At 66.5% G+C, this 24,073-nt stretch carries 20 protein-coding genes; all 20 read left to right on the top strand.

What is annotated here, in order from left to right; translation table 11 throughout:
• The first annotated feature begins 3 nt into the window (after window positions 1-3).
• The 20 genes from nusA to O3684_RS06180 all read left to right on the top strand — a co-directional run bounded on the left by nusA (window position 4) and on the right by O3684_RS06180 (window position 24,061).
• Window positions 4-1,032 carry a transcription termination factor NusA gene (gene nusA / locus O3684_RS06275; protein WP_007590322.1) on the top strand — a complete coding sequence of 343 codons (1,029 nt, stop codon included), beginning with the start codon at window positions 4-6 and terminating at the stop codon, window positions 1,030-1,032.
• 44 nt (window positions 1,033-1,076) lie between these two features.
• A complete protein-coding gene (locus O3684_RS06270) occupies window positions 1,077-1,364 on the top strand; it encodes a YlxR family protein (protein ID WP_500062481.1) in 288 nt (95 codons plus the stop codon).
• 136 nt (window positions 1,365-1,500) lie between these two features.
• Complete coding sequence (gene infB / locus O3684_RS06265) at window positions 1,501-4,335, top strand: translation initiation factor IF-2 (protein ID WP_500065714.1); 2,835 nt, start codon at window positions 1,501-1,503, stop codon at window positions 4,333-4,335.
• Between the two features lie 99 nt (window positions 4,336-4,434).
• The gene (gene rbfA, locus O3684_RS06260) at window positions 4,435-4,884 is read left to right on the top strand and encodes a 30S ribosome-binding factor RbfA (RefSeq protein WP_500065713.1); all 450 of its coding nucleotides are present in this window, start codon (window positions 4,435-4,437) and stop codon (window positions 4,882-4,884) included.
• 5 nt (window positions 4,885-4,889) lie between these two features.
• The gene (truB, locus tag O3684_RS06255) at window positions 4,890-5,942 is read left to right on the top strand and encodes a tRNA pseudouridine(55) synthase TruB (protein ID WP_500065711.1); all 1,053 of its coding nucleotides are present in this window, start codon (window positions 4,890-4,892) and stop codon (window positions 5,940-5,942) included.
• 10 nt (window positions 5,943-5,952) lie between these two features.
• Window positions 5,953-6,942: a bifunctional riboflavin kinase/FAD synthetase gene (locus O3684_RS06250; protein WP_500065710.1), complete on the top strand. Its 990-nt coding sequence runs from the start codon at window positions 5,953-5,955 to the stop codon at window positions 6,940-6,942.
• Window positions 6,943-7,139: 197 nt separating this feature from the next.
• Window positions 7,140-7,442: a 30S ribosomal protein S15 gene (gene rpsO / locus O3684_RS06245; RefSeq protein ID WP_003792740.1), complete on the top strand. Its 303-nt coding sequence runs from the start codon at window positions 7,140-7,142 to the stop codon at window positions 7,440-7,442.
• 184 nt (window positions 7,443-7,626) lie between these two features.
• Window positions 7,627-9,972, top strand: coding sequence for a polyribonucleotide nucleotidyltransferase (locus tag O3684_RS06240; protein WP_500065708.1), 2,346 nt, complete (start codon window positions 7,627-7,629; stop codon window positions 9,970-9,972).
• A gap of 131 nt (window positions 9,973-10,103) precedes the next feature.
• Window positions 10,104-11,408, top strand: coding sequence for a M16 family metallopeptidase (locus tag O3684_RS06235; protein WP_500065706.1), 1,305 nt, complete (start codon window positions 10,104-10,106; stop codon window positions 11,406-11,408).
• A 98-nt stretch (window positions 11,409-11,506) separates the two neighbouring features.
• Window positions 11,507-12,247 carry a 4-hydroxy-tetrahydrodipicolinate reductase gene (gene dapB, locus O3684_RS06230; RefSeq protein WP_500065704.1) on the top strand — a complete coding sequence of 247 codons (741 nt, stop codon included), beginning with the start codon at window positions 11,507-11,509 and terminating at the stop codon, window positions 12,245-12,247.
• Window positions 12,244-12,786 carry a GNAT family N-acetyltransferase gene (locus tag O3684_RS06225; RefSeq protein WP_500065703.1) on the top strand — a complete coding sequence of 181 codons (543 nt, stop codon included), beginning with the start codon at window positions 12,244-12,246 and terminating at the stop codon, window positions 12,784-12,786. The genes dapB and O3684_RS06225 overlap by 4 nt, the downstream gene beginning before the upstream one ends.
• A 105-nt stretch (window positions 12,787-12,891) precedes the next feature.
• Complete coding sequence (gene dapA / locus O3684_RS06220) at window positions 12,892-13,788, top strand: 4-hydroxy-tetrahydrodipicolinate synthase (protein ID WP_500065702.1); 897 nt, start codon at window positions 12,892-12,894, stop codon at window positions 13,786-13,788.
• 146 nt (window positions 13,789-13,934) lie between these two features.
• On the top strand, window positions 13,935-14,360 hold the full coding sequence (locus O3684_RS06215) for a DUF4418 family protein (protein ID WP_500065700.1): 426 nt from the start codon (window positions 13,935-13,937) through the stop codon (window positions 14,358-14,360).
• Window positions 14,361-14,373: 13 nt separating this feature from the next.
• Complete coding sequence (locus O3684_RS06210; protein WP_500065697.1) at window positions 14,374-15,252, top strand: DUF6273 domain-containing protein; 879 nt, start codon at window positions 14,374-14,376, stop codon at window positions 15,250-15,252.
• Complete coding sequence (locus O3684_RS06205; RefSeq protein WP_500065694.1) at window positions 15,252-16,442, top strand: FtsX-like permease family protein; 1,191 nt, start codon at window positions 15,252-15,254, stop codon at window positions 16,440-16,442. Before O3684_RS06210 ends, O3684_RS06205 begins: the two co-directional genes overlap by 1 nt.
• 27 nt (window positions 16,443-16,469) lie before the next feature.
• Window positions 16,470-17,678, top strand: a complete 1,209-nt coding sequence (locus O3684_RS06200; protein ID WP_500065692.1) for an FtsX-like permease family protein — start codon at window positions 16,470-16,472, stop codon at window positions 17,676-17,678.
• A 1-nt stretch (window position 17,679) separates the two neighbouring features.
• Window positions 17,680-18,354 (top strand): ABC transporter ATP-binding protein, encoded by a 675-nt coding sequence (locus O3684_RS06195; protein ID WP_500065690.1) that lies wholly within the window; start codon window positions 17,680-17,682, stop codon window positions 18,352-18,354.
• Window positions 18,355-18,453: 99 nt separating this feature from the next.
• On the top strand, window positions 18,454-20,145 hold the full coding sequence (locus tag O3684_RS06190; protein ID WP_500062466.1) for a ribonuclease J: 1,692 nt from the start codon (window positions 18,454-18,456) through the stop codon (window positions 20,143-20,145).
• Window positions 20,146-20,260: 115 nt separating this feature from the next.
• On the top strand, window positions 20,261-21,160 hold the full coding sequence (locus O3684_RS06185) for a PfkB family carbohydrate kinase (RefSeq protein WP_500065730.1): 900 nt from the start codon (window positions 20,261-20,263) through the stop codon (window positions 21,158-21,160).
• 57 nt (window positions 21,161-21,217) lie between these two features.
• Window positions 21,218-24,061, top strand: coding sequence for a DNA translocase FtsK (locus O3684_RS06180; protein ID WP_500065688.1), 2,844 nt, complete (start codon window positions 21,218-21,220; stop codon window positions 24,059-24,061).
• The last annotated feature ends 12 nt before the right edge of the window (window positions 24,062-24,073 follow it).

Here is a 24,073-nt window from a genome sequence, read left to right as displayed (position 1 = left end):
ACCATGGAAATCGATATGACCGCGCTGCGGATGGTGGAAAACGAGAAGGGCGTCAGCCTCGAAACCCTCGTTGACGCCATCGAAGAAGCCCTCCTCAAGGCGTATCACAACCTGCCCGGAGCCATCTCCCAGGCCCGCATCGAAATCGACAAGAAGACCGGTCGCGTCACCGTCATGGCCATGGACGAAGACGAAGACGGCAACCCCATTGGCGAGTTCGACGACACCCCGAAGAACTTCGGCCGTATCGCCCAGTCGACCGCCCGCTCCGTCATCATGCAGCGCCTGCGCGACGCCGACGACCAGCGCGTGTTCGGCGACTTCGCGGGACGCGAAGGACAGGTCATCACGGGCACCGTCCAGGCTCCGCGCCCCGGACGACCCACGATGGTCCAGGTCTCCGACGATTTCGAGGCTGTCCTGCCCGACGGCGAAAAGGTCCCCGGCGAGACCTACCGACACGGTGACCGCATTCGCGCCTACGTCGTGGGCGTCGAGCGCACCGAGCGCGGACCGCGCATCACCCTGTCGCGCACCCACCCCAACCTCGTCGCCGGCCTCTTCCAGCGCGAGGTTCCCGAGATCCAGCAGGGCCTCGTCAAGATCAAGGCGATTGCCCGCGAGGCCGGACACCGCACGAAGATCGCGGTGGCCGCCACGCGCGAGGGCATCAACGCCAAGGGCGCGTGCATCGGCCCGATGGGCGCGCGCGTGCGCTCCGTCATGGCCGAGCTGGGCGGGGAGAAGATCGACATCGTTGACTACTCCGACGACCCTGCGCGCTTTGTCGCAAACTCGCTGTCGCCCGCCCGCGTCACTCGCGTTGTCGTCCACTCGGTGGATAATCGCACTGCGACGGCCATCGTCCCGGACTTCCAGCTCTCCCTCGCGATCGGCAAGGAAGGCCAGAACGCCCGACTTGCGGCACGCCTGACGAACTACCACATCGACATCCACGCCGACACGGAAACCGGCGACGACGCGATCGCCTCGCGCGTCTCCACCCCCGACGACGTGACAAGTCGCTCATAGAATCTCAGACGAGCAATCCCCTAGCTGGACTAAGCTAGGGGATTGTGTCGTATTCTGTGCCGCCAGTGCCCACCTCCGGGCCCCGGCGCACCTGCATCGGATGCGGTGCACACGCACACAGAACCGCACTCGTGCGGATCGTGCGTTCGCCAGACGGCTCGATTCACCTCGATCCGACGGCGACTCTTCCAGGCCGAGGCGCCTGGGTCCACCCCGATGCGGGGTGCGTCCAGAAAGCTCGAGTCAGACGCGGCCTCGCGCGCGCATTCCGAACGGGAAACGTGTCGGAGGCTGTGTGGGACGACGTGGAGGAGTTGATCAACCACCAGTGATGGCCACGGGCCATCAACGCCGAGAAAATGGAAGCGGGTTGGAAGCTGATGGGCACCCGATGAGTACCCAGCGATGAGCTGCCAGCAATATCAGTAAGGCGTCTCCGGACCGGAGACGCTTCCGGAATGGAGAAATGTGGCAAAGTTGCGTGTCCACGAGCTCGCCAAAGAGCTCGGAATCACCAGCAAAGAACTGATGGGTCACCTGAAGGAAGCAGGTGAATTCGTCAAGTCGTCCTCGTCCTCGCTCGAACCGCCCGTCGTGCGGCAGATGCGCGAGAAGTTCGCGGCGACACCCAAGACCAAGAAGGCGGACGCGAAGCCCGCCGCCAAGGCTCCCAAGCCCAGTGCGGCCAAGCCCGCCGCGAAGAAGGCCGCGGCCCCCGCCGAAGCAACCCCCAAGGCTGCCGCTCCTAAGGCCGCTGCCCCCAAGGCGGATGGCCCCAAGCCCGGCGCGCCGAAGCCCGCTGCGGCCCCCAAGAGCGCTCCCAAGCCTCGTGGTAAGAAGCCTGAAGGTGCGCCCAAGCCCGCCGGCCGCAAGCCCGCGGATTCCAGCGCTCCCAAGCCCGCACCGCGTCGTCACGACGCCCCGCGTCCGGCACGCCCCGGTGGCCCCCGCCCCGGCGGACCGCGCCCGGGCAACAACCCTTACGCCTCTTCCCAGGGCATGCCCCGTCCGGGCGGCTCCGGTGGCCCGCGCCCCGGTGCCCCGCGTCCGGGAGCTTCGGGCAACGGCGGTCCGCGCCCCGGCGCCGCTCGTTCGGGTGCCTCCGGCAACGGCGGTCCGCGTCCGGGCGCTCCGCGTCCCGGTGCCCCGCGTCCCGGTGGTAACCGCCCGAACCCGGGCATGATGCCCGGCCAGGCGAACTTCGCTCGTAATGCTGCCTCCGGTAACGGCGGTGGAGAGCGCAGCGGTCGCGGCGGTGGTCGCGGCCGCGGCAATGGCCGTCCCGGCGGCGCAGGTGCAGGCGCCGGCGGTCCTCAGAACAACGGCGGCGGCTTCGGTGGTCCCCGCGGCGGTGGCCGCGGCGGTCGCGGTTCCACGCCGGGCGCATTCGGTCGCGGAGGCGGCCGCTCGCAGCGCGGACGCAAGTCGAAGCGCGCGAAGCGTCAAGAGTACGAGCAGCAGAACGCGCCCGTTATCGGCGGCGTGTCGATCCCGCGCGGCAACGGCGCGCAGATCCGTATCCGCCAGGGCGCGTCCCTGGCCGACCTCGCCGAGAAGATTGACGTCAATCCCGCAGCACTCGTGACGGTCCTCTTCGCCCTGGGCGAGATGGCAACCGCCACGCAGTCCCTCGACCAGGACACCTTCGAGGCCCTGGGCGCGGAGCTCGGCTACGACGTCAAGGTCGTCTCCCCCGAGGATGAGGACCGCGAACTGCTCGAGTCCTTCGACATCGACCTCGAGGCCGAAGAACTGGACGACGCAGAGAACATGCAGCCCCGACCGCCGGTGGTCACCGTCATGGGTCACGTCGACCACGGTAAGACCAAGCTGCTCGACGCGATCCGTCACACCGACGTCGTCGACACCGAGCACGGCGGCATCACCCAGCACATCGGCGCCTACCAGGTCACGGTCAAGGCTGAGGACGGTACCGCCCGCCCGATCACCTTCATCGATACCCCCGGTCACGAGGCCTTCACGGCCATGCGTGCCCGTGGTGCACAGGTCACCGACATTGCGATCCTCGTGGTTGCGGCCGATGACGGCGTCATGCCCCAGACGGTTGAGGCCATCAACCACGCGCAGGCGGCCGGTGTTCCGATCGTCGTCGCAGTCAACAAGGTCGATAAGGAAAGCGCGAACCCGGAGAAGATCCGCTCCCAGCTCACCGAGTACGGCCTGGTCGCGGAGGAGTACGGCGGCGACGTCATGTTCGTCAACATCTCCGCCAAGCAGCGCACGGGCATCCGCGAGCTGCTCGAGGCCGTCCTGCTGACCGCCGACGCGGCGCTGACCCTCGAGGCTAACCCACAGACCGACGCACGCGGTGTCGCCATCGAAGCGAACCTGGACAAGGGCCGCGGCGCCGTCGCGACCATGCTGGTCCAGCGCGGCACGCTCCACGTGGGTGATTCCCTCGTGGTCGGCTCGTCCTACGGTCGCGTGCGTGCCATGTTCGACGACGCCGGTCACGACGTCTCCGAGGCCGGCCCGTCGACTCCCGTCGCGGTCCTCGGTCTCACGTCCGTCCCGCGCGCCGGCGATTCCTTCCTGGTTGCGCCCGACGACCGCACGGCCCGCCAGATCGCCGACAAGCGTGAGGCTGCCGAGCGTCAGGCTCTGCTGGCCAAGCGCCGCAAGCGCGTCTCCCTGGAGGACTTCGACAAGGTCCTGGCCGAGGGCGAGGTCGACACCCTCAACCTGGTCATCAAGGGCGACGTGTCCGGTGCCGTCGAGGCCCTGGAAGACTCGCTGCTGCGCATCGACGTGGGCGACGAGGTCGCGCTGCGTATCATCCACCGCGGTGTCGGTGCGATCACGCAGAACGACGTCAACCTGGCGACCGTCGACAACGCGGTCATCATCGGCTTCAACGTCCGACCCGCCGAGCGCGTGGCCGAGATGGCGGATGCCGAGGGCGTCGAGATCAAGTACTACAACGTCATCTACTCTGCGATCGACGACATTGAAGCGGCCCTCAAGGGCATGCTCAAGCCGATCTACGAGGAGGTCCAGCTGGGCACCGCGGAGATCCGCCAGGTCTTCCGCTCCGGCAAGTTCGGCAACATCGCCGGTTCGATCGTCCGCTCCGGTACGATCAAGCGCGGCACCAAGGCGCGCCTGGTGCGCGACGGCGTCGTTGTCGCCGACAACCTCGAGATCGCGTCCCTGCGTCGCGAGAAGGATGACGTCACCGAGGTCCGCGAGGGCTACGAGTGCGGTATCACCCTGGGTTACAAGGACATCGCCGAAGGCGACGTCATTGAGACCTGGGAGATGCGCGAGAAGGCTCGTGACTGATTCCGTGGCGTGAAGTATCGGGGTCCGGGCATGCTCGGACCCCGATCTTCGCACATGTAATGTTTCGACAAGGGCGTCAGTGCCCGAAAGGAGGGCGCGATGGCTGACGAGGCTCGCGTTCGTAAGGTGCAGGAACGAATCCTGCAGACTGTCGCGTCGATGATCGGACGCGACGTGAAGGATCCCCGCCTGGAGCTTGTGACAATCACGGACGTGCGCGTGACGGGCGACCTGCAGCATGCGTCCGTCTTCTACACGGTGCTTGGCGATGGCGAGCAGCGTGAGAAGGTTGCGCGCGCTTTCGCTTCCGCACAGGGACTGTTCCGCTCGCGAGTGGGCAAGGTCCTGGGGCTTCGTCTGACCCCGACCCTGGAGTTCATCCCCGATGCGCTGCCCGAGAGCGCTGCTGCGCTCGAAGATGCCCTGGCCAAGGCCAAGGCGAAGGACGAGGCCATCGCGGCCGCATCTGCTGGCGCAACCTACGCCGGCGACGCCGACCCCTACCGTCACGATGACGAAGAGGACGACGCCGAGAAGGATTGGGCCTGACCCCCATGGCTCGTCGCCCCGATAATCCGCGCCCCGGCCTCGTCGTTATCGACAAGCCGCAGGGGCTCACCAGCCACGACGTGGTCTCACGCGTGCGACGACTGGCCCACACCCGCAAGGTGGGGCACGGCGGCACGCTGGACCCGATGGCGACGGGAGTCCTCGTGATCGGCATCGGCAAGGCGACGAAGCTGCTCACCTGGGTGAGCGGTCATTCGAAGGAATATCGGGCGACGATCCGCTTCGGCGTCGCCACCAACACGGACGACGCTGAGGGCGTCGCGACCGCCGCCGTTGGCTGTGCATCGCTGAGTGAGGAGCAGCTCGAGGCTGCTCTCGCGCCGCTGCGCGGGGACATCATGCAGGTCCCGTCCACCGTCTCGGCGATCAAGGTGAATGGAAAGCGCGCCTACGCGCTTGCCCGCGCGGGCGAGGACGTCGAACTGGCGGCTCGCCCGGTGCACATTTCGCGCCTGGAGGTCCTCGCGCCGCCTCGCACCGTCGAGTGCGTTCTGAACGAGGGTGATGCTGAGGGTGCGCCCGACGCTGAGTTGCCCTCGGGACCCGTGAGCGTCGTGGATGTTGACGTGGTCGTTGGGTGCTCCTCCGGCACCTACGTACGTGCTCTCGCGCGTGACGCGGGCGAGGCCCTCGGCGTGGGCGCCCACCTGACCGCGCTGCGCCGCACACGAGTGGGAGACGTAACGCTGGAGTCGGCAATGACGCTCGACGAGCTGAGCGCGGCCGTCGAGGCAGCCACCCCGGAAGGAGAGCCGGAGGCGGAACCGATCCTGCCCCTGATCCCCCTGGGGGAGGCCGCGCGCACCATGTTCCCCACTCTCCTCCTGACCGAGGCCGAGGCCGGAGCGTTCGCTCATGGTCAGGCCCCCAGGCGTTCGCGCGGTGAACTGGCGCAGTGGGCGACCGAGGTCGACTATCGCCCGGACGGCTCGTCCGAGGAGGAAGCGTCACCGATCGCTGCGATCGCGCCGGACGGCACCGTCCCGGGTCTGCTTCGCATTGACGAGGCGCGCCTGCGTACCGTCCTGGTTTTCTAGAAAGAGACTCATGAACGTCTGGTATTCCCTCTCTGACATCCCCGGCAACGAGGCCAGTGTCGTCACCATTGGCAATTTCGATGGCATGCACAACGGACACAAGAAGGTCGTCTCCACGTGCATCGAGCGCGCCCACAAGCTGGGCGTTGACGCCGTGGCCATCACCTTCGACCCGCATCCCATTCAGGTGCACAAGCCCGAAATGGGCCTCCAGCTCATTTCCCCACTGCGTGACCGCCTCGACGCGATGGCCGCGGCCGGCCTGGACGCGACGCTCGTCGCGCGCTATGACGCGAGTGTCTACAGCCTCGAACCCGAGGAATTCGTCTACGAGTACCTGGTGGAGCGTTGCGGCGCGCGCGAGGTCGTCGTCGGCGAAGACTTCCGCTTCGGACGCGGCAACGCGGGGACGATCGACACGCTGCGCGAGCTGGGGAGCCGCTACGGGTTTGGCGTCATCACCGTCACCGACATTGAGGCGCCCGAAGGACGGCGCTGGTCCTCCTCGTGGGTACGTGAGCTCCTGGCGGCCGGGGACGTGTCCGGTGCTGCTCGCGTCCTCGGACACCTGCACCGCATCCGTGGGACCGTCTGCCACGGTTTCAAGCGTGGCCGCACCCTCGGCTTCCCGACCGCGAACCTCTCCGAAGACGTCGAAGGCGTCATTCCAGCGGACGGCGTCTACGCCGGTTGGGTTGTTCGCGCCGTGCCGGGCACACAGTCCGCTGAGTTCCTGCCTGCCGCCATCTCTGTGGGCACCAATCCCCAGTTCAACGGCGAGGAGCGCACCGTCGAGGCCCACGTCCTGGGACGCTCGGACCTGAACCTCTACGGTGAACGCATCGCCGTCACGTTTGTGTCGCGCATCCGCCCGATGATGTCCTTCGACTCCCTCGACGGGCTGCTGACCCAGATGGACGATGACCTGCGTCAGACCGCATCCATCCTCGGCATCGGTGTCGCTGGGCGCGTCGACCCGGACTCCGTGACCGCACGATAGGCCTCGCGCGGCAGACGAGCTGGGCGAATATCCACCCGGCCCGAGGCCCCGGAGCGGTGGATGGGGGGAGGGAAGCCTCCTCGTTGAGGAGCGGAATCGTTAGCTTGGTCGCTCATTGTGGGGTTAAAGCGAGTGGCGTGCTACTGTAGAAAGGCCGTACACCGGCCGCGGACTGTCAGCACCCGGGAAAAGCCCGGATGCCCCGCGCAACGAATACAAAGGAGAAGCCTGTGCCGCTGAGCAAGGACGTCAAGGACCAGATCATCGCCGAGTACGCTACCCACGAGGGCGACACCGGTTCCCCCGAGGTGCAGATCGCGCTGCTGACCCGTCGCATCAAGGATCTGACCGAGCACTTCAAGACCCACACGCACGACCACCACTCCCGTCGTGGCCTGCTGCTGCTGGTCGGCCGTCGTCGCCGCCTGCTGGGTTACCTGGCTGACATCGACATCGAGCGTTACCGCTCGCTCATCGAGCGTCTCGGCCTGCGCCGCTGATTTTGGGCCGGCCCGCCTCCCGTAGCGGAGACGGGCCGGTTTTCACACGCCCGCCTCGGGCAAACCGTTATTTTTCGCGCACAAGCCGCCGGTTTTCGACAGTGGCCTACGGAGCGCCTATCCGTGGGCTTCGATCGAAGGCCGAAGTGGAGCGCGACACCAACAAACCAAGGAGAAACGCCCCATGATGGAAGGCTCCGACATCATCGCCGCAGAGGCGATTATCGATAACGGCCGTTTCGGCAAGCGCGTCGTGCGCTTCGAAACCGGCCGTCTCGCCAAGCAGGCTGCAGGTTCCGCCCTGGCCTACCTCGACGATTCCACCACCGTTCTGTCCGCCACCACGGTGGGCAAGAACCCGAAGGACCAGTTCGACTTCTTCCCGCTGACCGTCGACGTGGAGGAGCGTCAGTACGCCGCGGGTCGCATCCCCGGTTCCTTCTTCCGCCGCGAAGGCCGCGCGGGCACCGAGGCCATCCTGGCCGCCCGCCTCATCGACCGCCCGCTGCGCCCCGGCTTCGTCAAGGGCCTGCGCAACGAGGTTCAGGTCGTCGAGACCATCCTGACGATTGATCCGGACGACGCCTACGACGTCCTGGCGATCAATGCCGCGTCCATGTCCACCCAGATCGCGGGCCTGCCCTTCACGGGCCCGATCGGCGGCACCCGCCTGGCGCTCATCGACGACCAGTGGGTCGCGTTCCCGCGTTGGAGCGAGCTCGAGCGTTCCGTGTTCAACATCGTTGTCGCGGGCCGTATCGTCACCAAGGAAGACGGCTCCGAAGACGTCGCGATCATGATGGTCGAGGCCGGCGGCGGCAAGAATGAGTGGGAGCTCATTCAGGCCGGCGCCACCGCGCCCACCGAAGATGTCGTGGCCGACGGCCTTGAGGCCGCCAAGCCCTTCATCAAGGCGCTGTGCGAGGCTCAGATCAAGGTCGCAGAAAAGGCCTCCAAGGAGACCGCCGACTTCCCGCTGTTCCTGGACTACACCGACGAAGAGTACGCGGCGGTCGAGGAGTACGCGGCCGAGAAGATCGCTCAGGCCCTGCTGACCGAGGGCAAGCTCGCCCGCGATGAGGCCGTTGACGCCGTCAAGGAAGAGATGCTTGGCGCCCTGGCCGAGCGCTTCCCCGAGTCGGAGAAGGCCCTCAAGGCCGCGTTCCGTTCGCTCGAGAAGGCCACGATCCGTAACCGCACCCTGCGCGAAGAGATCCGCATGGACGGCCGTACGCCGCGCCAGATCCGTTCGCTGTCCGCAGAGGTCGAGGTTCTGCCCCGCGTGCACGGCTCCGCCCTCTTCCAGCGCGGTGAGACCCAGATCCTGGGCATCACCACCCTGGCGATGCTGCGCATGGAGCAGCAGATCGACAACCTGTCGCCCATTAACTCCAAGCGCTACATGCACCAGTACAACTTCCCCCCGTTCTCCACGGGTGAGGTCGGCCGCGTCGGCTCGCCGAAGCGCCGCGAGATCGGCCACGGCGACCTGGCTGAGCGCGCTCTGGTTCCCGTCCTGCCGTCGCGTGAGGACTTCCCCTACGCGATCCGTCAGGTCTCCGAGACCATGGGCTCCAACGGCTCCTCCTCGATGGGCTCCGTCTGCGCCTCGACCCTGTCTCTCCTCCAGGCCGGCGTGCCGCTGCGCGCCCCCGTCGCGGGCATCGCGATGGGCCTCATGACGGGCGAGGTCGACGGCCAGTTCAAGGCCGTCACCCTGACCGACATCCTGGGCGCCGAGGACGGCTTCGGCGACATGGACTTCAAGGTTGCCGGTACCCGCGACTTCATCACGGCCCTGCAGCTGGACACCAAGCTCGACGGCATCGACTCCCAGGTGCTGCGCGGCGCGCTGGCCCAGGCTCGCGATGCCCGCCTGGCGATCCTCGACCTCATCAACCAGGCGATTGACGGCCCCGACGAGATGAGCCCCAACGCCCCTCGTATCATCACCGTCAAGGTCCCCGTCGATAAGATCGGCGAGGTCATCGGCCCCAAGGGCAAGATGATCAACCAGATCCAGGACGAGACCGGCGCCGATGTCACCATCGAGGACGACGGCACCGTCTACATCGCCTCCTCCGACGGCGCCTCCGCCGAGGCCGCCTGCACGATGGTCAACCAGATCGCGAACCCGCAGATGCCTGAAGTTGGCGAGCGCTTCGTCGGCACGGTCGTCAAGACCACGTCCTTCGGCGCCTTCGTGTCGCTGACCCCCGGCAAGGACGGCCTCCTGCACATCTCGCAGGTGCGTCGCCTCGTGGGCGGCAAGCGTATCGACTCGGTGGACGACGTCCTGCAGGTCGGCCAGCAGGTCGAGGTCGAGATCGCTGAGATCGGCGACCGCGGCAAGCTGAGCCTGCACGCCGTCATCGACGGCGAGGCCGGCGAGCTCGAGGCCCCCGAGGGAGAGCAGGCCGAGCAGCGTCGTGAGCGTCGTGATCGCTCCGAGCGTCGTGAGCGTCGCCCCCGCACCCGCACCCGTCGTCGCCGTGACGACGAGCGTGAAGAGGGCGCTTCCGAGGAGTGAGTAGCTCCCGCTAGCTGAATCGGACCGGTGGTCGGGACGGAGCGTGTACTCCGCCCGGCCACCGGCCTTTTTGCGGCTAGACTGTGTACGTTTCGTGCCAAGCCCCGATCAGGGGATGCAAGAGGAGAAAAATGACCCCCAAGCCGCTGCCGCTCAACGAGGCGCGTCTGTCCATCGAGGACGGCGATACCCGCATTGATCGCACGATCCTGGGAGCGGGAACGCGCGTTCTCACCCAGATGATCCCGGCGACGAAGAGCGCGGGAGTCTCTCTGTGGGTGCCCGTGGGCTCGCGCGACGAGGGAGAGCGCACGGCGGGATCGACGCACTTCCTCGAGCACCTCCTCTTTAAGGGCACGAACAAGCGCTCCGCCCTCGACATCGCCGTCGCCTTCGACAGCGTGGGCGGAGAGTCGAACGCGGAGACCGCGCGTGAGCACACCGCCTACTGGGCGCGCGTGCGCGACGCTGATCTCAACATGGCGATCGAGACGCTGGCCGACATGGTTACGGACTCCCGCCTGGATGAGGATGACTTTTCGATGGAACGTGGCGTCATCCTGGACGAACTGGCGATGGGGGAGGATTCGCCGACCGATACGGTTCACGATGCCTTCCAGCTGGCCGTCCACGGCGAACGCCCGATCGGGCGCCCGGTAGGCGGCACGGCTCAGGCGATCCGCGAGGTCGAGCGCGCAGACGTGTGGGAGCACTACCAGGCTCACTACGGCCCCTCGTCCCTCATTGTGGCCGCCGCCGGTAACGTCGACCACGAATCGGTGTGCGAGCGCGTCCAGGCTGCGCTCGACGGATCGCCCTGGGATGGGCGCAGCGCGGCCGCGCCCCGGCCTCGTCGATCGACGGCCCCGAGCCCGATTGCGGACCACGACAAGGACATTACCCGCCGACGTGACGTCACCCAGGCGCACGTCATCATCGGGTGCGAGGGCCTGTCGGCGACGGACCCGGCGGGCCCGACCATGAGCGTCCTGCTGTCGGTCCTGGGTGGATCCATGTCGTCGCGCCTCTTCCAGGAGGTGCGTGAAAAGCGCGGCCTGGCCTACACGACCTACGCCTTCGACGTCGCCTACTCGGACACGGGAACCTTCGGCATGTACGCGGGCTGCAGCCCCGATAAGGTCGACGAGGTCGAGGTCATCATGCGCGCACAGCTGGAGGAGCTGGCAGCAGAGGGCCCGACCGAGGAGGAGATGACACGCGTGCGCGGACAGGTGCGCGGTGGCGTTGTCCTGGGGTTGGAAGACAACTGGTCGCGCATGATGCGCCTGGGCCGCTCGGAGATCATCGGACGCTACCGTCCTATCGACGAGTCTCTCGCGGAGTTCGACGCGGTCGAAGCCCGCGACGTGCGCGCGTTGGCTGCGTCCCTTGTGACCAAGCTGGATTGCCGGGCTCTCGTCCTACCTGCCAAGTAAGAAACGGGGGAGTGAGAAACCCCCTGTCCGTCCGCGTGAGGCCTCGCCGCCGCGGGCATACTCTGAAGACAACACATAACCGTATGAAGGAGAGCGCAATGATTCGCGTGGCAGTGACCGGAGCCAAGGGCCGTATGGGCTCGACTGTTGTCCAGGCGGTGACGGGCGCCCCTGATATGGAGGTTGTTGCACTCTTCGATGCGGGAGATGAGATCACCGCGCAGAGCGTGAACGGCGCGCAGGTGGCCGTCGACTTCTCGATCCCGAGCGTCACCGAGTCCAACGTGCACGCCCTCCTCGACGCGGGCGTGGACGTCGTCGTGGGTACGACCGGCTGGACGGACGAGTCCTACGCGCGTGTGCGCGAACATGCCGAGGCGGCCGGGCGCGCCGTGTTGATCGCCCCGAACTTCGCGATGGGCGCGGTACTGGCCATGAAATTCGCGGCGATGGCCGCTCCCTACTTCGAGTCCGCCGAGGTCATCGAGATGCATCACCCGGCCAAGGTGGACGCCCCCTCAGGCACCGCGGTGGCGACCGCGCGCGGCATCGCGAAGGCCCGCGCCGAGGCTGGCCTGGGCGAGATGCCCGACGCGACGCAGACCGACGAGCTCGGCAGTCGTGGCGGCCGCGTTGACGGCGTTCCTGTCCATGCCGTGCGCCTGCGCGGCCTGACCGCCTCGGAAGAGATCCTGCTGGGTAATGCGGGCGAACAGCTGGTGATTCGTACGGATTCCTTCGACCGCGTGTCCTTTATGCCCGGCGTCCTCCTGGGCGTGCGCCGCGTCATCGGTCGCACAGGCCTGACGATCGGGCTCGATCAGGTGATGGGCCTGTGAGTTCGACCGTCGGTCCCGACCGCTCTGTGCGGCCCGCCCAGCGCGGCGACGCCCCCGCGATCGCGCAGCTGCAGTACGAAGCGTGGCGTTCCCTCATGGGGGAGAGCGCGTTGGGCGCACCGGGCATCACGGTTGAGACGCTCGCCGCGCAGTGGGAGGAGACGCTCGGTGCGCCGCGGCCCGCGGGTTCCGCGCTCCTCGTGGCCCTCCACGGGAACATGATCGTGGGCTTTGCGCTCGCCGGTCCCGACGAGGCCGGGGCCGCCTCGGGCGACTTAGCCACCTCGGGCGACGGCGCGGTGGCCGCGACGCAGGTGTACGAGCTGACGGTGGAGAAGAACTTCCGGCGCTCGGGTCATGCGTCGCGCCTGCTGGCGGCTGTTGCTGACTTGACGAGTGGCCAGCTGCGCGCCTGGGTGGGCGTTGACGATGAGGAGCGTCAGCGTTTTTACACGTCGGCGGGTTTTGCGCCCTCCGGTGCGGTGCGCGTGCTGGGTGATGGGCTGACACAACACATGTGGTGGGCGGATCGCGACTAAGGGCCTACGGCGCGATCGATTCCGCGCGGGCGAGCTGCTGTGCTGTCTGTCCATGTCGGAGTCGGTTGTGTCCATCGGTGGGCAGGCCTGCGTATCATGGAGAGCATGAGTAACATTCCTCCTCGCCGCTTCGGTTCCCTCGCGGCCGCCATGATCACCCCGATGACCCCCGCTGGAGACATCGATCTGCCGTCCGCGCAGCGCTTGGCGATCAAGCTGGTGGACGAGGGATGTGACACGATCCTGCTGTCGGGTACGACGGGCGAGTCGCCGACGACGCACCAGCCGGAGAAGAATGACCTGACGGACGCTGTGCGTGAGGCCGTGGGTGATCGGGCGTTCATCCTGTGCGGCGCGTGCTCGAATGATACGGCGCACGCGGTGCGTATCGGCGAGGGCGCTCAGGAGCATGGGGCGGACGGTCTGCTGATTGTGTCCCCGTACTACAACCGTCCCTCCCAGGAGGGGCTGCGTGCGCACGTGCGTGCCGTGACGGATGCGACCGACCTGCCCGTCATGCTCTACGACATTCCGGGTCGTACGGGCATCGCGTTCTCTGACGCGACCCTTGACATCCTCGCTCAACACCCCCGGATCCTGGGCGTGAAGGATGCGACGGGCGACGTGGAGACCGGTGTGGAGCGCATGCACCGTACGGGCTTGGAGTACTACTCGGGCGACGACGGCCTGAACTTCGCGTGGATGACGGGTGGGGCCTCGGGCTTCATCTCGGTGGTGACGCACGTGGCCTCTGCCCATTACCGCCGTATGATCGAGCTGCTTGACTCCGACCAGGTGTGGGAGGCCCGCGAGCTGTCGTACTCGCTGCGGCCCCTCGTGCACGCCATCATGGGCGGTGGGCAGGGAGCGGTCATGGCGAAGTATGCGCTGTGGCTTCAGGGTGTCATCGATAGCCCGGCTGTGCGCCTGCCGATGGTCGGAATCAGCGATGACGAGGTGTCGGCGCTGCGCCGCGCCCTGTGCGCCGCTGGCCTGCTCTGAACCGTGCGCCCCCGTCGACTATTCGGCGGGGGTGACGTGTCTCTTCTTGGCATATCAAGGACGGGATAACGATCGTTGACGATGCCTGAAATGAAGGTTTAATATACCTTAGTAAAGTTCGCCAACACTGAGTATGTCTGTAAGGAATGGATGCCGTGGCAAAGAAGGACGTTATCATCCCCCTGGTTCCTGCCGCCCTCAGTGCGCTCCTGCTCGCCGGAGGGGTGACCGTCTTTTCTGCGTGTGAGCCCAAGCCCGACGGTACGTGGATGCATTGCCATCAGTGCCAGAATATGGTGGCCGGCAGCGCCGTTGGACTCATCGCGCTCTACGGTGCCTCGGCCCTCGTCACGAAGAAGCCTGTACGCCTGGCCCTGCTCGCGCTCGCGGTGATCGCCAGCGTCGTCGTTTTCTTTATTCCCGGCGGCATCTGCCCGCTGTGCATGATGAAGACGATGCGCTGCCACACGGTTTTCCAGCCTTTTGTGCGCATCATGAGCGTCCTGGTTGCCGGCAGTGGTGTTGGGGCGCTGGCCTCGTCCTTCAAGAAGGATACGAAGATCTCCGCCTGACGGAGACGCCCAGATGGGAGACAATGGCGGCGTGAGGGCCCTATTTCGTCGGAAAACCGTGCGTGTCGGCGCGGTTCTCCTTGTGCTCTCTCTTGCTCTCGCGCTGACGGTGGTCGTGCGCAACGCGATGCGTTACCGTCAGGCCGTCGCCCTCAACGAGGCCGGGGATGCCCAGGGCGCCTACGAGATCTTCCATTCGTTGGGACGCTACAGCGATGCTGCGCAGCGCGCGCAGGCCCTCGTTGATGCCGATCCGGCGCTGCCGTACCGCCGCGTGTCCAAGGGCGATACGATCGAGTTTGGTTCCTACGAGCAGGATGGCGACACGTCCAATGGGGCTGAGCCGATTCGGTGGATCGTCCTCGATGAGATCGACGGCCAGCTCCTGCTGCTGAGCGCCGATGTTCTGGAGGCCCGGCAGTATCACCACGTGCCGTTCGAGGAAATCACGTGGGAAAAGTCCGACCTGCGCGCCTGGATGAACGGCGAGTTCTACGAGGCGGCGTTCACCCCCGTTCAGCGCGGCCTCATCGAGACGGTGCATAACGAGAACGCGGATCAGTCCATCACCGGTGCGAGTGGCGGTGCCGCTACCGATGATCGCGTCTTTGCGCTGAGCGAGACCGAGAGCGTTATCTACCTGAATACCGCGGCTGCGCGCAGCGACATCGGTGCCGCGCTTGCCACCCAGCACGCCGCCGAGGGGCCCCTGAGCGTTTCCGAGGATGGGACCGCCGACTGGTGGCTGCGTTCTCCCGGGACGTACGGGTTCGCCACGCAATTCGTCGATGCCTCGGGCACGCCGTCGCTCAGCGGAGCGAACGTCGATCTTCAGTATGGGGTGCGACCCGCCCTGTGGATCAGCGTCGCGGGGGCCGGTGAGGGGAGCTGATGAACAACGCGCTGTCCCTGCGCCGTGTTCCCGTCGCGAACATTCGCGCGCATCCCCTCCGGTCCGTCGTCATCCTCTTTCTCGCGCTCGCGCAGGCGGCGTGCGTCTTTGGAGGGTTCATTCTTGTCACTGCCGCGAGGAATGAATTATCCCTGGCCGAGCGACGCCTCGGCGCTGACCTCGTCGTCTACCCGACGAGCTGCCTGAATCAGGTGGACAAGAACCGACTGCTCATGCTCGGAACCCCGGTGGGCTGCCACCAGCCGCGCTCCGCTCTGGCGCGCCTGTCCTCGAACGAGGACATCGCTTCGGTATCTCACCAGCTGTACGTCTCAGAGACGCTGGAGGACGGATCCACGCGGTGGATCGTCGGCTTCGAGCCGGAGACGGACTTCGTGCTGGGTCCCTGGATGCGCGAGGGGGAGCGGGCGTCCCTGCCCCGCGGGAGCGTCGCGGTCGGTAGTGCTGTCCCCGGGGCGGACGGGCAGACCCTCTCAGTCTTTGGCGAGGAGCACCCGATTAACGCGCATCTGCTCGCCACTGGCTCGGAGCTGGATAACGCCGTCTTCGTCAGCATGGACACGCTCTCCGACATCGTCGCCGATGCCCGCGCGGCGGGGAAGGACATTGATGCCACCGTTGACCCGCACGCCGACTACTCGGCAGCGCTCGTACGTACGTCTGACAGTGACACTATTGAGAGCGTGACGAACTGGATCAACCTGTACGTGCGCAAGGTGACCGCGGTGCGCAGCAACGAGGCCCTCGTCGATACTGCCTCGGGCATTCGATCGCACCGTGGGCTGGCGATCGGTGTACTGGGCGCCATCTGGCTGGTGCTGCTCGGTGCTCTCGTCGTCGTACAGGTGAGTCTCATGAACGAGCGACGCCCCGAACTGGCCGTGTGGCGTTCGATCGGGGCATCGCATGGCATCATCAACCGCGTCATGCTGGGTGAATCCGCGTTACTCCACGCGGTGGGTGCACTCGCGGGCGTGGCGCTGATAGCCCTTGCCCTGCCTGTTGTAGGTGATGGAAGCCTCCTCGAGGTCCTCACCGCCCTCGGGACGTCACTGCCCCTCGCCGGTGTATCGATAGCCGCGCTCACCTGTGTGGGGATCGTGGGAACGCGCCTCGCCCTCGCTCGGGTCAGCCGCGTGGTCAGCGGACAGAAAACGGTCCTGATCTAGGGACGATGGTCAAGGAGGAATGACGCAATGCTGTCGCGCTCGCGACTTACGTGGATGAACCTGCGCGGGTACCCCGTGCGGACGGGGACCCTCGTCCTCTTTTCCATGCTCATGACGATGACGATTTTCGGAGGGACCCTTATCGTCCAGGGGATCGAACACGGCCTGCGCACGGTCCAGTCGCGCCTGGGAGCCGACATCATGGTCACCCCCGCCGAGGCCGATACCGATTTTGACGCACAGACGTTCCTTGTGAGCGCCGAGCCCTCATACTTCTACATGGATGCGGCGACTCGTGATGAGGTCGCCGCCGTCGACGGGGTAGAGGCCGCATCCTCCCAGCTCTTCCTGGCCTCGGCGAGGGCGAGCTGCTGCTCGGGCCGCTACCAGGTGATCGCCTACGATCCCGCCACCGACTTCACGATCCAGCCGTGGATGAGGGATGCGGTGGGGCGCACGCAACTGGGAGACGACGAGGTGATCGTCGGAGCCAACGTGCTTGCCAACGACCCGAACAACTTCCAGCTTTTCGACAACACGCTGCGGGTCGTCGGCCAGTTTGATGCGACCGGATCGACCCTCGATAATGCTGTCTATATGAACTTCGAGACCGCGAAGAAGGTCATCGACTCCTCGCTGCGCAAGGGCCTCAACAAGTACTCGACGCTTGAGACGGACCGCATTATCTCCTCGGTCATGGTCAAGGTAAAGCACGGGTATGACGCCGAGGCCGTGGCCGCTCAGATCCAACAGCAGGTGCCAGGGGTGGCGGTCGCCACCTCGACGAGGATGGTCAGTGGCATCGCGCAATCGCTGGACTCGACGTCGCACACGGTCACCGTCCTCATCGGCGTCGCGTGGGGCGTCGGCCTGCTCATGATCACCCTGTTGTTCGTCCTGATGGTCGCCGAACGCAAGCGTGAATTTGCCACCCTCGTCGCCATGGGTGCACACCGGCGCATGATCTCCGGCATCATCATCCGCGAGGCGCTCGGCGTCAACATCCTCGGAGGCATCGGTGGCATCATCATCTCGGGTGTCCTCCTCGTGTCTTTCTCCGGCCTCGTCGATCAAAGCCTGGGAGGCGGATTCCTCGTCCCATCCGCGTCAGTGCTGGCGGCGTTGGCGCTGGGGGCGCTCGCGTCGGTGGGCATCGTCGCCCTCGTCTCCTCGTGGATAGCGCTGCGGTACGTGACAACAATGGATGCCAGCCTGGCCCTGAAGGAAGGGGAGTGACATGATCCTCGAGGCAACGGGTCTGTCGAAAGAGTTCGCCAGGGCACGCGGAGGAAAGCGGGTCTTCACCGCGGTCCACCCGATGGATTTCGGCCTGGATGAGAGGCAATTGACCGTCATCTCCGGCCACTCGGGGAGCGGTAAGAGCACCCTGCTGACCATGCTCGCCGGGATCCTCACGCCCACGGCTGGACACGTGCGTGTCGAGGGGACGGATCTGTACTCGCTGCGCGACGAGGAACGCTCCCGGCTGCGCAACGCGCGCATCGGCCTCGTCCCCCAAGGCAATACAGCCCTGCGCGCCCTGAGTGTCCTCGACAACGTCCTGCTTCCCTCAATCCTCTACGCCACGGACGAGGCACCCGCAGGCCGTGCGCGTGAGCTGCTGGACGCTGTGGGACTGACCGACCTTGCCGATGCCAAGCCCACCGAGCTGTCGGGCGGGGAACTGCGGCGCATGGCGATCGCGCGCGCCCTCCTCATGGAACCCTCCATCGTTTTGGCGGACGAGCCCACAGCTGGCCTCGATAGCGCGAACGCGACCGCAGTCCTGACCCTCCTGCGCGACGCAGCGAACGCCGGTGCCGCCGTCCTCGTCGTCTCCCACGAGGCCGACGCCCGCCACTTCGCCGACCGCGGCTACACCATGGAAGACGGGCACCTGCACCACCAGTGACCCACGATCGCCCCCGATGACGCCAAATGTGAGGGGACCGACCTATCCAACGTGGCTCCCGATGCGGGCAAAGAGGCACCAACGTGGCAGACTGGCATCATGAAGTCTTTGTACGACAACCTCAGCGAACCCGCGCCCCTGGAAGAGGGCGCACTGCGAGTGATCCCGCTGGGAGGTCTCGGCGAGGTCGGCCGCAACATGAACGTCCTCGAGTACCGGGGCAAGCTCCTGGTCGTGGACTGTGGCGTTCTCTTCCCCGAAGAGACACAGCCCGGCGTCGACCTGATCCTGCCGGATTTCTCGTGGATTGAGGACCGCATGGACGACGTCGTCGGCCTCGTCCTCACCCACGGTCACGAGGACCACATCGGTGCCGTGCCCTACCTGCTCAAGCTGCGAGGCGACATTCCGATCTACGGATCCGATCTGACCCTGGCCTTCGTCGCCCCCAAGCTGCGTGAACACCGCCTGTCCGACCCGGGCCTCAACGTCGTCGCCGAGGGCGATCGCCTCACCGTCGGCCCCTTCGACCTCGAATTCGTGTCCGTCACCCACTCGATCCCCGACGCGCTCGCGGTCTTCGTGCGCACGGATGCGGGCAACGTCCTCATCACGGGTGACTTTAAGATGGATCAGCTGCCGCTGGACCGTCGCCTCACCGACCTGCGTGCCTTCGCTCGCATGGGCGAGGAAGGCGTCGACCTGTTCATGGTGGACTCGACGAACGCGCTGGTCCCCGGCTTCATCACGCCCGAGCGCGAGATCGGCCCCGTCCTCGACCAGGTTTTTGGTGAGGCGACCGGCCAGATCATCGTCGCTTCCTTCGCCTCGCACGTGCATCGTGTCCAGCAGGTCATCAACGCGGCGGCCCACCACGGGCGTCGCGTGGCCTTCGTGGGCCGCTCGATGGAGCGCAACATGCGCATTGCTGAGGAGAAGGGCTACCTGTCGATCCCCGAGGGCCTCATCGTGGATCTCAAGGGCATTAGCGAGCTGCCGCCTTCCGAGCGCGTCTACATGGCGACCGGTTCGCAGGGCGAGCCGATGGCGGCGTTGTCGCGCATGTCGGTGGGGTCCCACCGCACGGTGACGATCGAGCCCGGCGATATGGTCGTGCTGGCTTCCTCGCTGATCCCCGGTAACGAGAACTCCGTGTACCGCGTCATCAACGACCTGACCCGTCTGGGTGCGCGTGTTGTGTCCAAGGAGAATGCGAAGGTGCACGTGTCGGGCCACGCGAGCGCCGGCGAGCTCATCTACTGCTACAACATCGTTCAGCCCAAGAACGTGATGCCCATTCACGGCGAGGTCCGCCACCTGGTGGGTAACGGCCAGCTGGCCGTCAAGACCGGAATGGACCCGCAGAACGTTGTCCTGGCGGAGGACGGCGTGACGGTCGACCTCAAGGACGGTGTCGCGCGCGTGTCGGGCGTCGTGCCGTGCGAGTACGTGTATGTGGACGGCCGTTCGATCGGAGAGATCTCCGAGGACGAACTGGAGACCCGCCGTACGCTGGGCTCAGAGGGCTTCATCTCGATTTTCGCGGTCGTCGAGCACGACTCCGGCATGGTCTTGGCCGGTCCTGAGATCCGTGCGATCGGCATGGCCGAGGACGACTCGGTCTTCGAAGAGATCCTCCCCGACGTTACCCAGGCGCTCACGGATGCTGCGGCACCCGGCGGTCAGGACCCCTATGTCCTGCAGCAGGCCATGCGCCGCGTGATCGGTCGCTGGGTTGCGCGGCGCCTGCATCGTCGTCCTATGATCGTTCCGGTCGTGACCGAGCAGTAGGCTGACGTTCTTCATCGACGAGGCCGTGGCGTGCTGGGCGGTAGCGCGCTTGAAGGAAGGAAAATTCGTGTCGGGTCGTTTCATTTCGACGCATTCTGTCGCGCTTGTGTTGCCGATGCACATCGCATACATGCCGGAGCGAGGGGGATCCGTCCACGCGGATGCGGCCAGCTCGCGTCCGGGCGGTGGGTTCACGACCCTGTGCGCTGCTGCTGCGATGGGAGTGCCGACGGCTGCGGCCTCACCTCTGGGGACGGGCCCGAACTCCTTCGCGGTGCGTCAGCAGCTGGTCGAAGCGGGTGTCGAGGTGCTGACTCCCGAGCTCGTGGGTGACATTGGCGTTGTCATCCAGCTGATCGTCGAGGACGGGTCGATGCGTTCCGTCGTGACGGCGGGCGTCGAGTCGGAGCCGTCGCGCGCTGCGTTGGCGAGCATCGAATTGCGCGACGGGGATGTGGTCCACGTGGCCGCCTCGGATATGACGAGCGCGCATGCCGCCTCGGAGCTGAGCGAGTGGGCAGCCGCCCTGCCGCCTGACGTCACCCTCGTTGTGTCCGTGTCGCCCGCGGTCGCCCAGGTCCCCGTCGAGGCGTGGGAGACGATCTTCGCGCGTGCGGACGTGGTGACGATGAACAGCTGGGAGGCCTCGACGCTGGCGGGTATTCTCGATGCCAATCGTCCCGGTGCCACGATCCGCACCTACATGCGTCCCGACGCGGCGACTGTCCGTCGGGTTGGGGAGAGAGGCTGCGAGCTGCAGAAATTCGCCGATGCTCCGGTCATTTCCATCCCCGCTTTCCAGACGCCCATCGCGGACACCGCGGGCGTGGGCGACACGCACATCGCCGAGATGTGCGCCGGCCTGGTGATGGGCTACGACTTGGAGACCGCGTGCCTCATGGCGAACGCGGGCGCTGCGCTGGCAGTTTCCCACGAGTCTGCCCTGCCCGTTCCGACGCGCGATCAGGTTGAGAACGTGCTCGAAACGGGAGTCGTTACGAACATCCTGCGCTGATCTTGCGCGGCGCGCCTGGCTCAGTCGGGCCGCGGCGGGCGATATGGTGGAACGATCATGGCACAATCGTCTCCACGCTCCTCGTCTGGTAAGGCTCCCGCGCGCCCGCGCGCGAAGGGAGGCTCGTCTCGGTCTGCGCAGGCACCCCAGCCCGAACCGACGCAGCCGGGTTTCCTGGCCCGCTTCTTTTCCGCGGTTGGCCGCGCGGGAATTGGTGTCCTGCGCGCGTGGAAGGCGACCGACGCGCAGGTGAAGCGCGATGCCGCTGCGTTCGTCGTGGTTGCGGCCGCCATCGTGATCGCGCTGCGTGAATGGTTCCAGATTTCCGGCGAGGCCGGGGACGCGATCCACCACGCCTCGGCAGGACTGTTCGGCATCTTTTCGGTGGTGCTCCCCCTCGTTCTCATCGCGCTCGCTGTTGAGCTGGTGACCGCCCGATCTGGACGCTCGGCTCTGCCGCACCACATTGCTGGGGGTATCGGCATCACCGCAGCGCTGACGGGCCTCGTGCATATTTCGCGCGGAAACCCCGGTATAGCTGACGACCCCGGAATCGAGGCGGCGGGTGGCCTCATCGGATGGTTCGTCGCGCGTCCTCTCGCCCTGCTCCTGTCCGGTTGGGGAGCTGGTGCTCTCATGCTCCTGCTCCTGGCTTATTCGATCCTGCTGGCCACCCGCACGGCCGTTGCCGACGTACCGGCGCGCCTGCGTGACCTCGCTGCGCACCTCAGCGGACAGCGCCCCGAGGGGGAGACTGAGTCCGCAGAGAAGGACGCGGAGGACCCCGCGAAGAAGGCTCGCCGCAAGTCCCGCAAGGACCTCGCGGCTGGCGATGATGCGTTCCTCGATGAATACGATGGGGACGAGTCCTTCCGTCAGGCCACCGACTCCGACTCGGCCGACCAGACGCGCCTTCTCGAGTCCGGAGCGATCGCCGCGCAGGCGCCCACGCCCCGGCCTCGTGCCTCGACGCCCGACGCGCCCACCGAGATGCTCACGCAGATGCGTCCTGTCGTGGCTCCCGCACCCGTACAGGTTCCCGCCCACGTGCCCGAACCCGAACCTGAGGATGAGCCGGCGCCCCCGCCGATTACGGACGAGCCCGAGGGGGCCTTCCAACCCAACCTCGACGACTCGATCACCTACACCCTGCCGTCGGAAGACCTCCTCGTCTCCGGCCCGCCCCACATGACGCGCTCGGCGGTCAATGACCAGGTCGTCGCGGCTCTTGGCCAGGTCTTCGCGGACTTCAACGTCGACGCGCGCGTCACGGGGTTCTCGCGCGGCCCGACAGTCACCCGCTACGAGGTCGTTCTCGGTGCCGGCGTAAAGGTCGACAAGCTTACAAACCTGTCGAAGAACATCGCCTACGCGGTGGCCTCGGCCGATGTACGCATCCTCGCGCCGATCCCCGGCAAGAGCGCCATCGGTATCGAAATCCCGAACGCCGACCGCGAAAATGTGGCCCTCGGCGACGTCCTGCGCTCCGCAGCCGCACGCCGCAACCAGCACCCGCTCGTCGTCGGCGTCGGCAAGGACGTCGAAGGCGGCTACGTCGTCACCAACCTGGCCAAGACCCCGCACATGCTGGTGGCCGGCCAGACCGGTTCCGGTAAGTCCTCCTTCGTCAACTCCATGATCACGTCGATCATGATGCGTGCGACGCCTCAGCAGGTCCGCATGATCCTCGTCGACCCCAAGCGCGTGGAGCTCACGATCTACGAGGGCATCCCGCACCTCATCTCGCCCATCATCACCGACGCCAAGAAGGCCGCCGAGGCCCTCGAATGGGTCGTCAAGGAGATGGATGCGCGCTACGACGACCTGTCGGACTACGGCTTCAAGCACATCGACGACTTCAACAAGGCCGTGGCCGCCGGACAGGTGCAGGCCAAGCCGGGCCTGAACCGGACGCTGCACCCCTACCCGTATCTGCTCGTGGTCGTCGACGAGCTCGCCGACCTCATGATGGTCGCACCGCGCGACGTGGAAGCCTCCATCCAGCGCATCACCCAGCTTGCGCGTGCCGCCGGTATCCACCTGGTCCTGGCCACCCAGCGCCCCTCGGTCGACGTCGTCACGGGCCTCATCAAGGCCAACATCCCCTCGCGCCTCGCGTTCGCGACGTCGTCGCTGACCGACTCGCGCACGATTCTTGACCAGCCCGGCGCCGAGAAGCTCATCGGCCAGGGTGACGCCCTCTACCTGCCCGCCGGCGCGTCCAAGCCCATGCGCGTCCAGGGTGCGTGGGTCTCCGAATCCGAGATCCACCAGGTCGTCGCGCACGTCAAAAGCCAGATGGAGACGCACTACCGCGACGACGTCGTGCCGGACAAGAAGGAAACCAAGGTCGCCGAAGACATCGGAGACGATCTCGAAGACCTGCTGCAGGCCGCCGAACTCGTCGTCTCCACGCAGCTTGGCTCCACCTCGATGCTCCAGCGCAAGCTGCGCGTCGGCTTCGCCCGCGCAGGGCGCCTCATGGACCTGCTCGAATCGCGCGACATCGTGGGCCCCTCCGAGGGATCCAAGGCGCGCCAAGTGCTCGTCACCCCCGAGCAGCTGCCCGAGGTCCTCGCCATGCTGCGCGGAGAGTCCGCCAGCATTTCCGAACCCGAACCCGAGCCCGAGCCCGCCCCCGCGCCCGCTCCGGCTGCGCTTGAGGCGGCGCCCAGCCCAGCCGTCGGTGCTGGGGCAGGGGTCGCGGAGGGGGCCCCGGCCTCGTCTGTGCCCGTCCAATCGCCCGCGTCCGGTTACGAAATGGGCACGGCTCTCCCCGGCGATTCGCGCGGCAGTGGGGTGGACCCGTACTCTGGTCATAACTTTGGTGGTTCATCGCCCGACTGGGTCGACGAGGAGCCCGAGGACAATGAGGATGCTTGGCAGCTCACGGGCCGCTGAGAGGAAAGGAAA

Source organism: Pauljensenia sp. 20925_1_27, assembly GCF_041432835.1.
In the GTDB taxonomy this organism is placed as follows: Bacteria; Actinomycetota; Actinomycetes; order Actinomycetales; family Actinomycetaceae; genus Pauljensenia.
The sequence above is the reverse complement of the archived record's forward strand: the minus strand, read 5'-3'. Positions and strand labels throughout refer to the sequence as shown.

Coding starts and splice junctions, on each gene's coding strand:
- nusA (WP_007590322.1), top strand. CDS start 4: ATGGAAATCGATATGACCGCGCTGCGGATGGTGGAAAACGAGAAGGGC.
- rbfA (WP_500065713.1), top strand. CDS start 4,435: ATGGCTGACGAGGCTCGCGTTCGTAAGGTGCAGGAACGAATCCTGCAG.
- truB (WP_500065711.1), top strand. CDS start 4,890: ATGGCTCGTCGCCCCGATAATCCGCGCCCCGGCCTCGTCGTTATCGAC.
- O3684_RS06250 (WP_500065710.1), top strand. CDS start 5,953: ATGAACGTCTGGTATTCCCTCTCTGACATCCCCGGCAACGAGGCCAGT.
- rpsO (WP_003792740.1), top strand. CDS start 7,140: ATGCCCCGCGCAACGAATACAAAGGAGAAGCCTGTGCCGCTGAGCAAG.
- O3684_RS06240 (WP_500065708.1), top strand. CDS start 7,627: ATGATGGAAGGCTCCGACATCATCGCCGCAGAGGCGATTATCGATAAC.
- O3684_RS06235 (WP_500065706.1), top strand. CDS start 10,104: ATGACCCCCAAGCCGCTGCCGCTCAACGAGGCGCGTCTGTCCATCGAG.
- dapB (WP_500065704.1), top strand. CDS start 11,507: ATGATTCGCGTGGCAGTGACCGGAGCCAAGGGCCGTATGGGCTCGACT.
- dapA (WP_500065702.1), top strand. CDS start 12,892: ATGAGTAACATTCCTCCTCGCCGCTTCGGTTCCCTCGCGGCCGCCATG.
- O3684_RS06215 (WP_500065700.1), top strand. CDS start 13,935: ATGGATGCCGTGGCAAAGAAGGACGTTATCATCCCCCTGGTTCCTGCC.
- O3684_RS06210 (WP_500065697.1), top strand. CDS start 14,374: ATGGGAGACAATGGCGGCGTGAGGGCCCTATTTCGTCGGAAAACCGTG.
- O3684_RS06205 (WP_500065694.1), top strand. CDS start 15,252: ATGAACAACGCGCTGTCCCTGCGCCGTGTTCCCGTCGCGAACATTCGC.
- O3684_RS06200 (WP_500065692.1), top strand. CDS start 16,470: ATGCTGTCGCGCTCGCGACTTACGTGGATGAACCTGCGCGGGTACCCC.
- O3684_RS06195 (WP_500065690.1), top strand. CDS start 17,680: ATGATCCTCGAGGCAACGGGTCTGTCGAAAGAGTTCGCCAGGGCACGC.
- O3684_RS06190 (WP_500062466.1), top strand. CDS start 18,454: ATGAAGTCTTTGTACGACAACCTCAGCGAACCCGCGCCCCTGGAAGAG.
- O3684_RS06185 (WP_500065730.1), top strand. CDS start 20,261: ATGCACATCGCATACATGCCGGAGCGAGGGGGATCCGTCCACGCGGAT.
- O3684_RS06180 (WP_500065688.1), top strand. CDS start 21,218: ATGGCACAATCGTCTCCACGCTCCTCGTCTGGTAAGGCTCCCGCGCGC.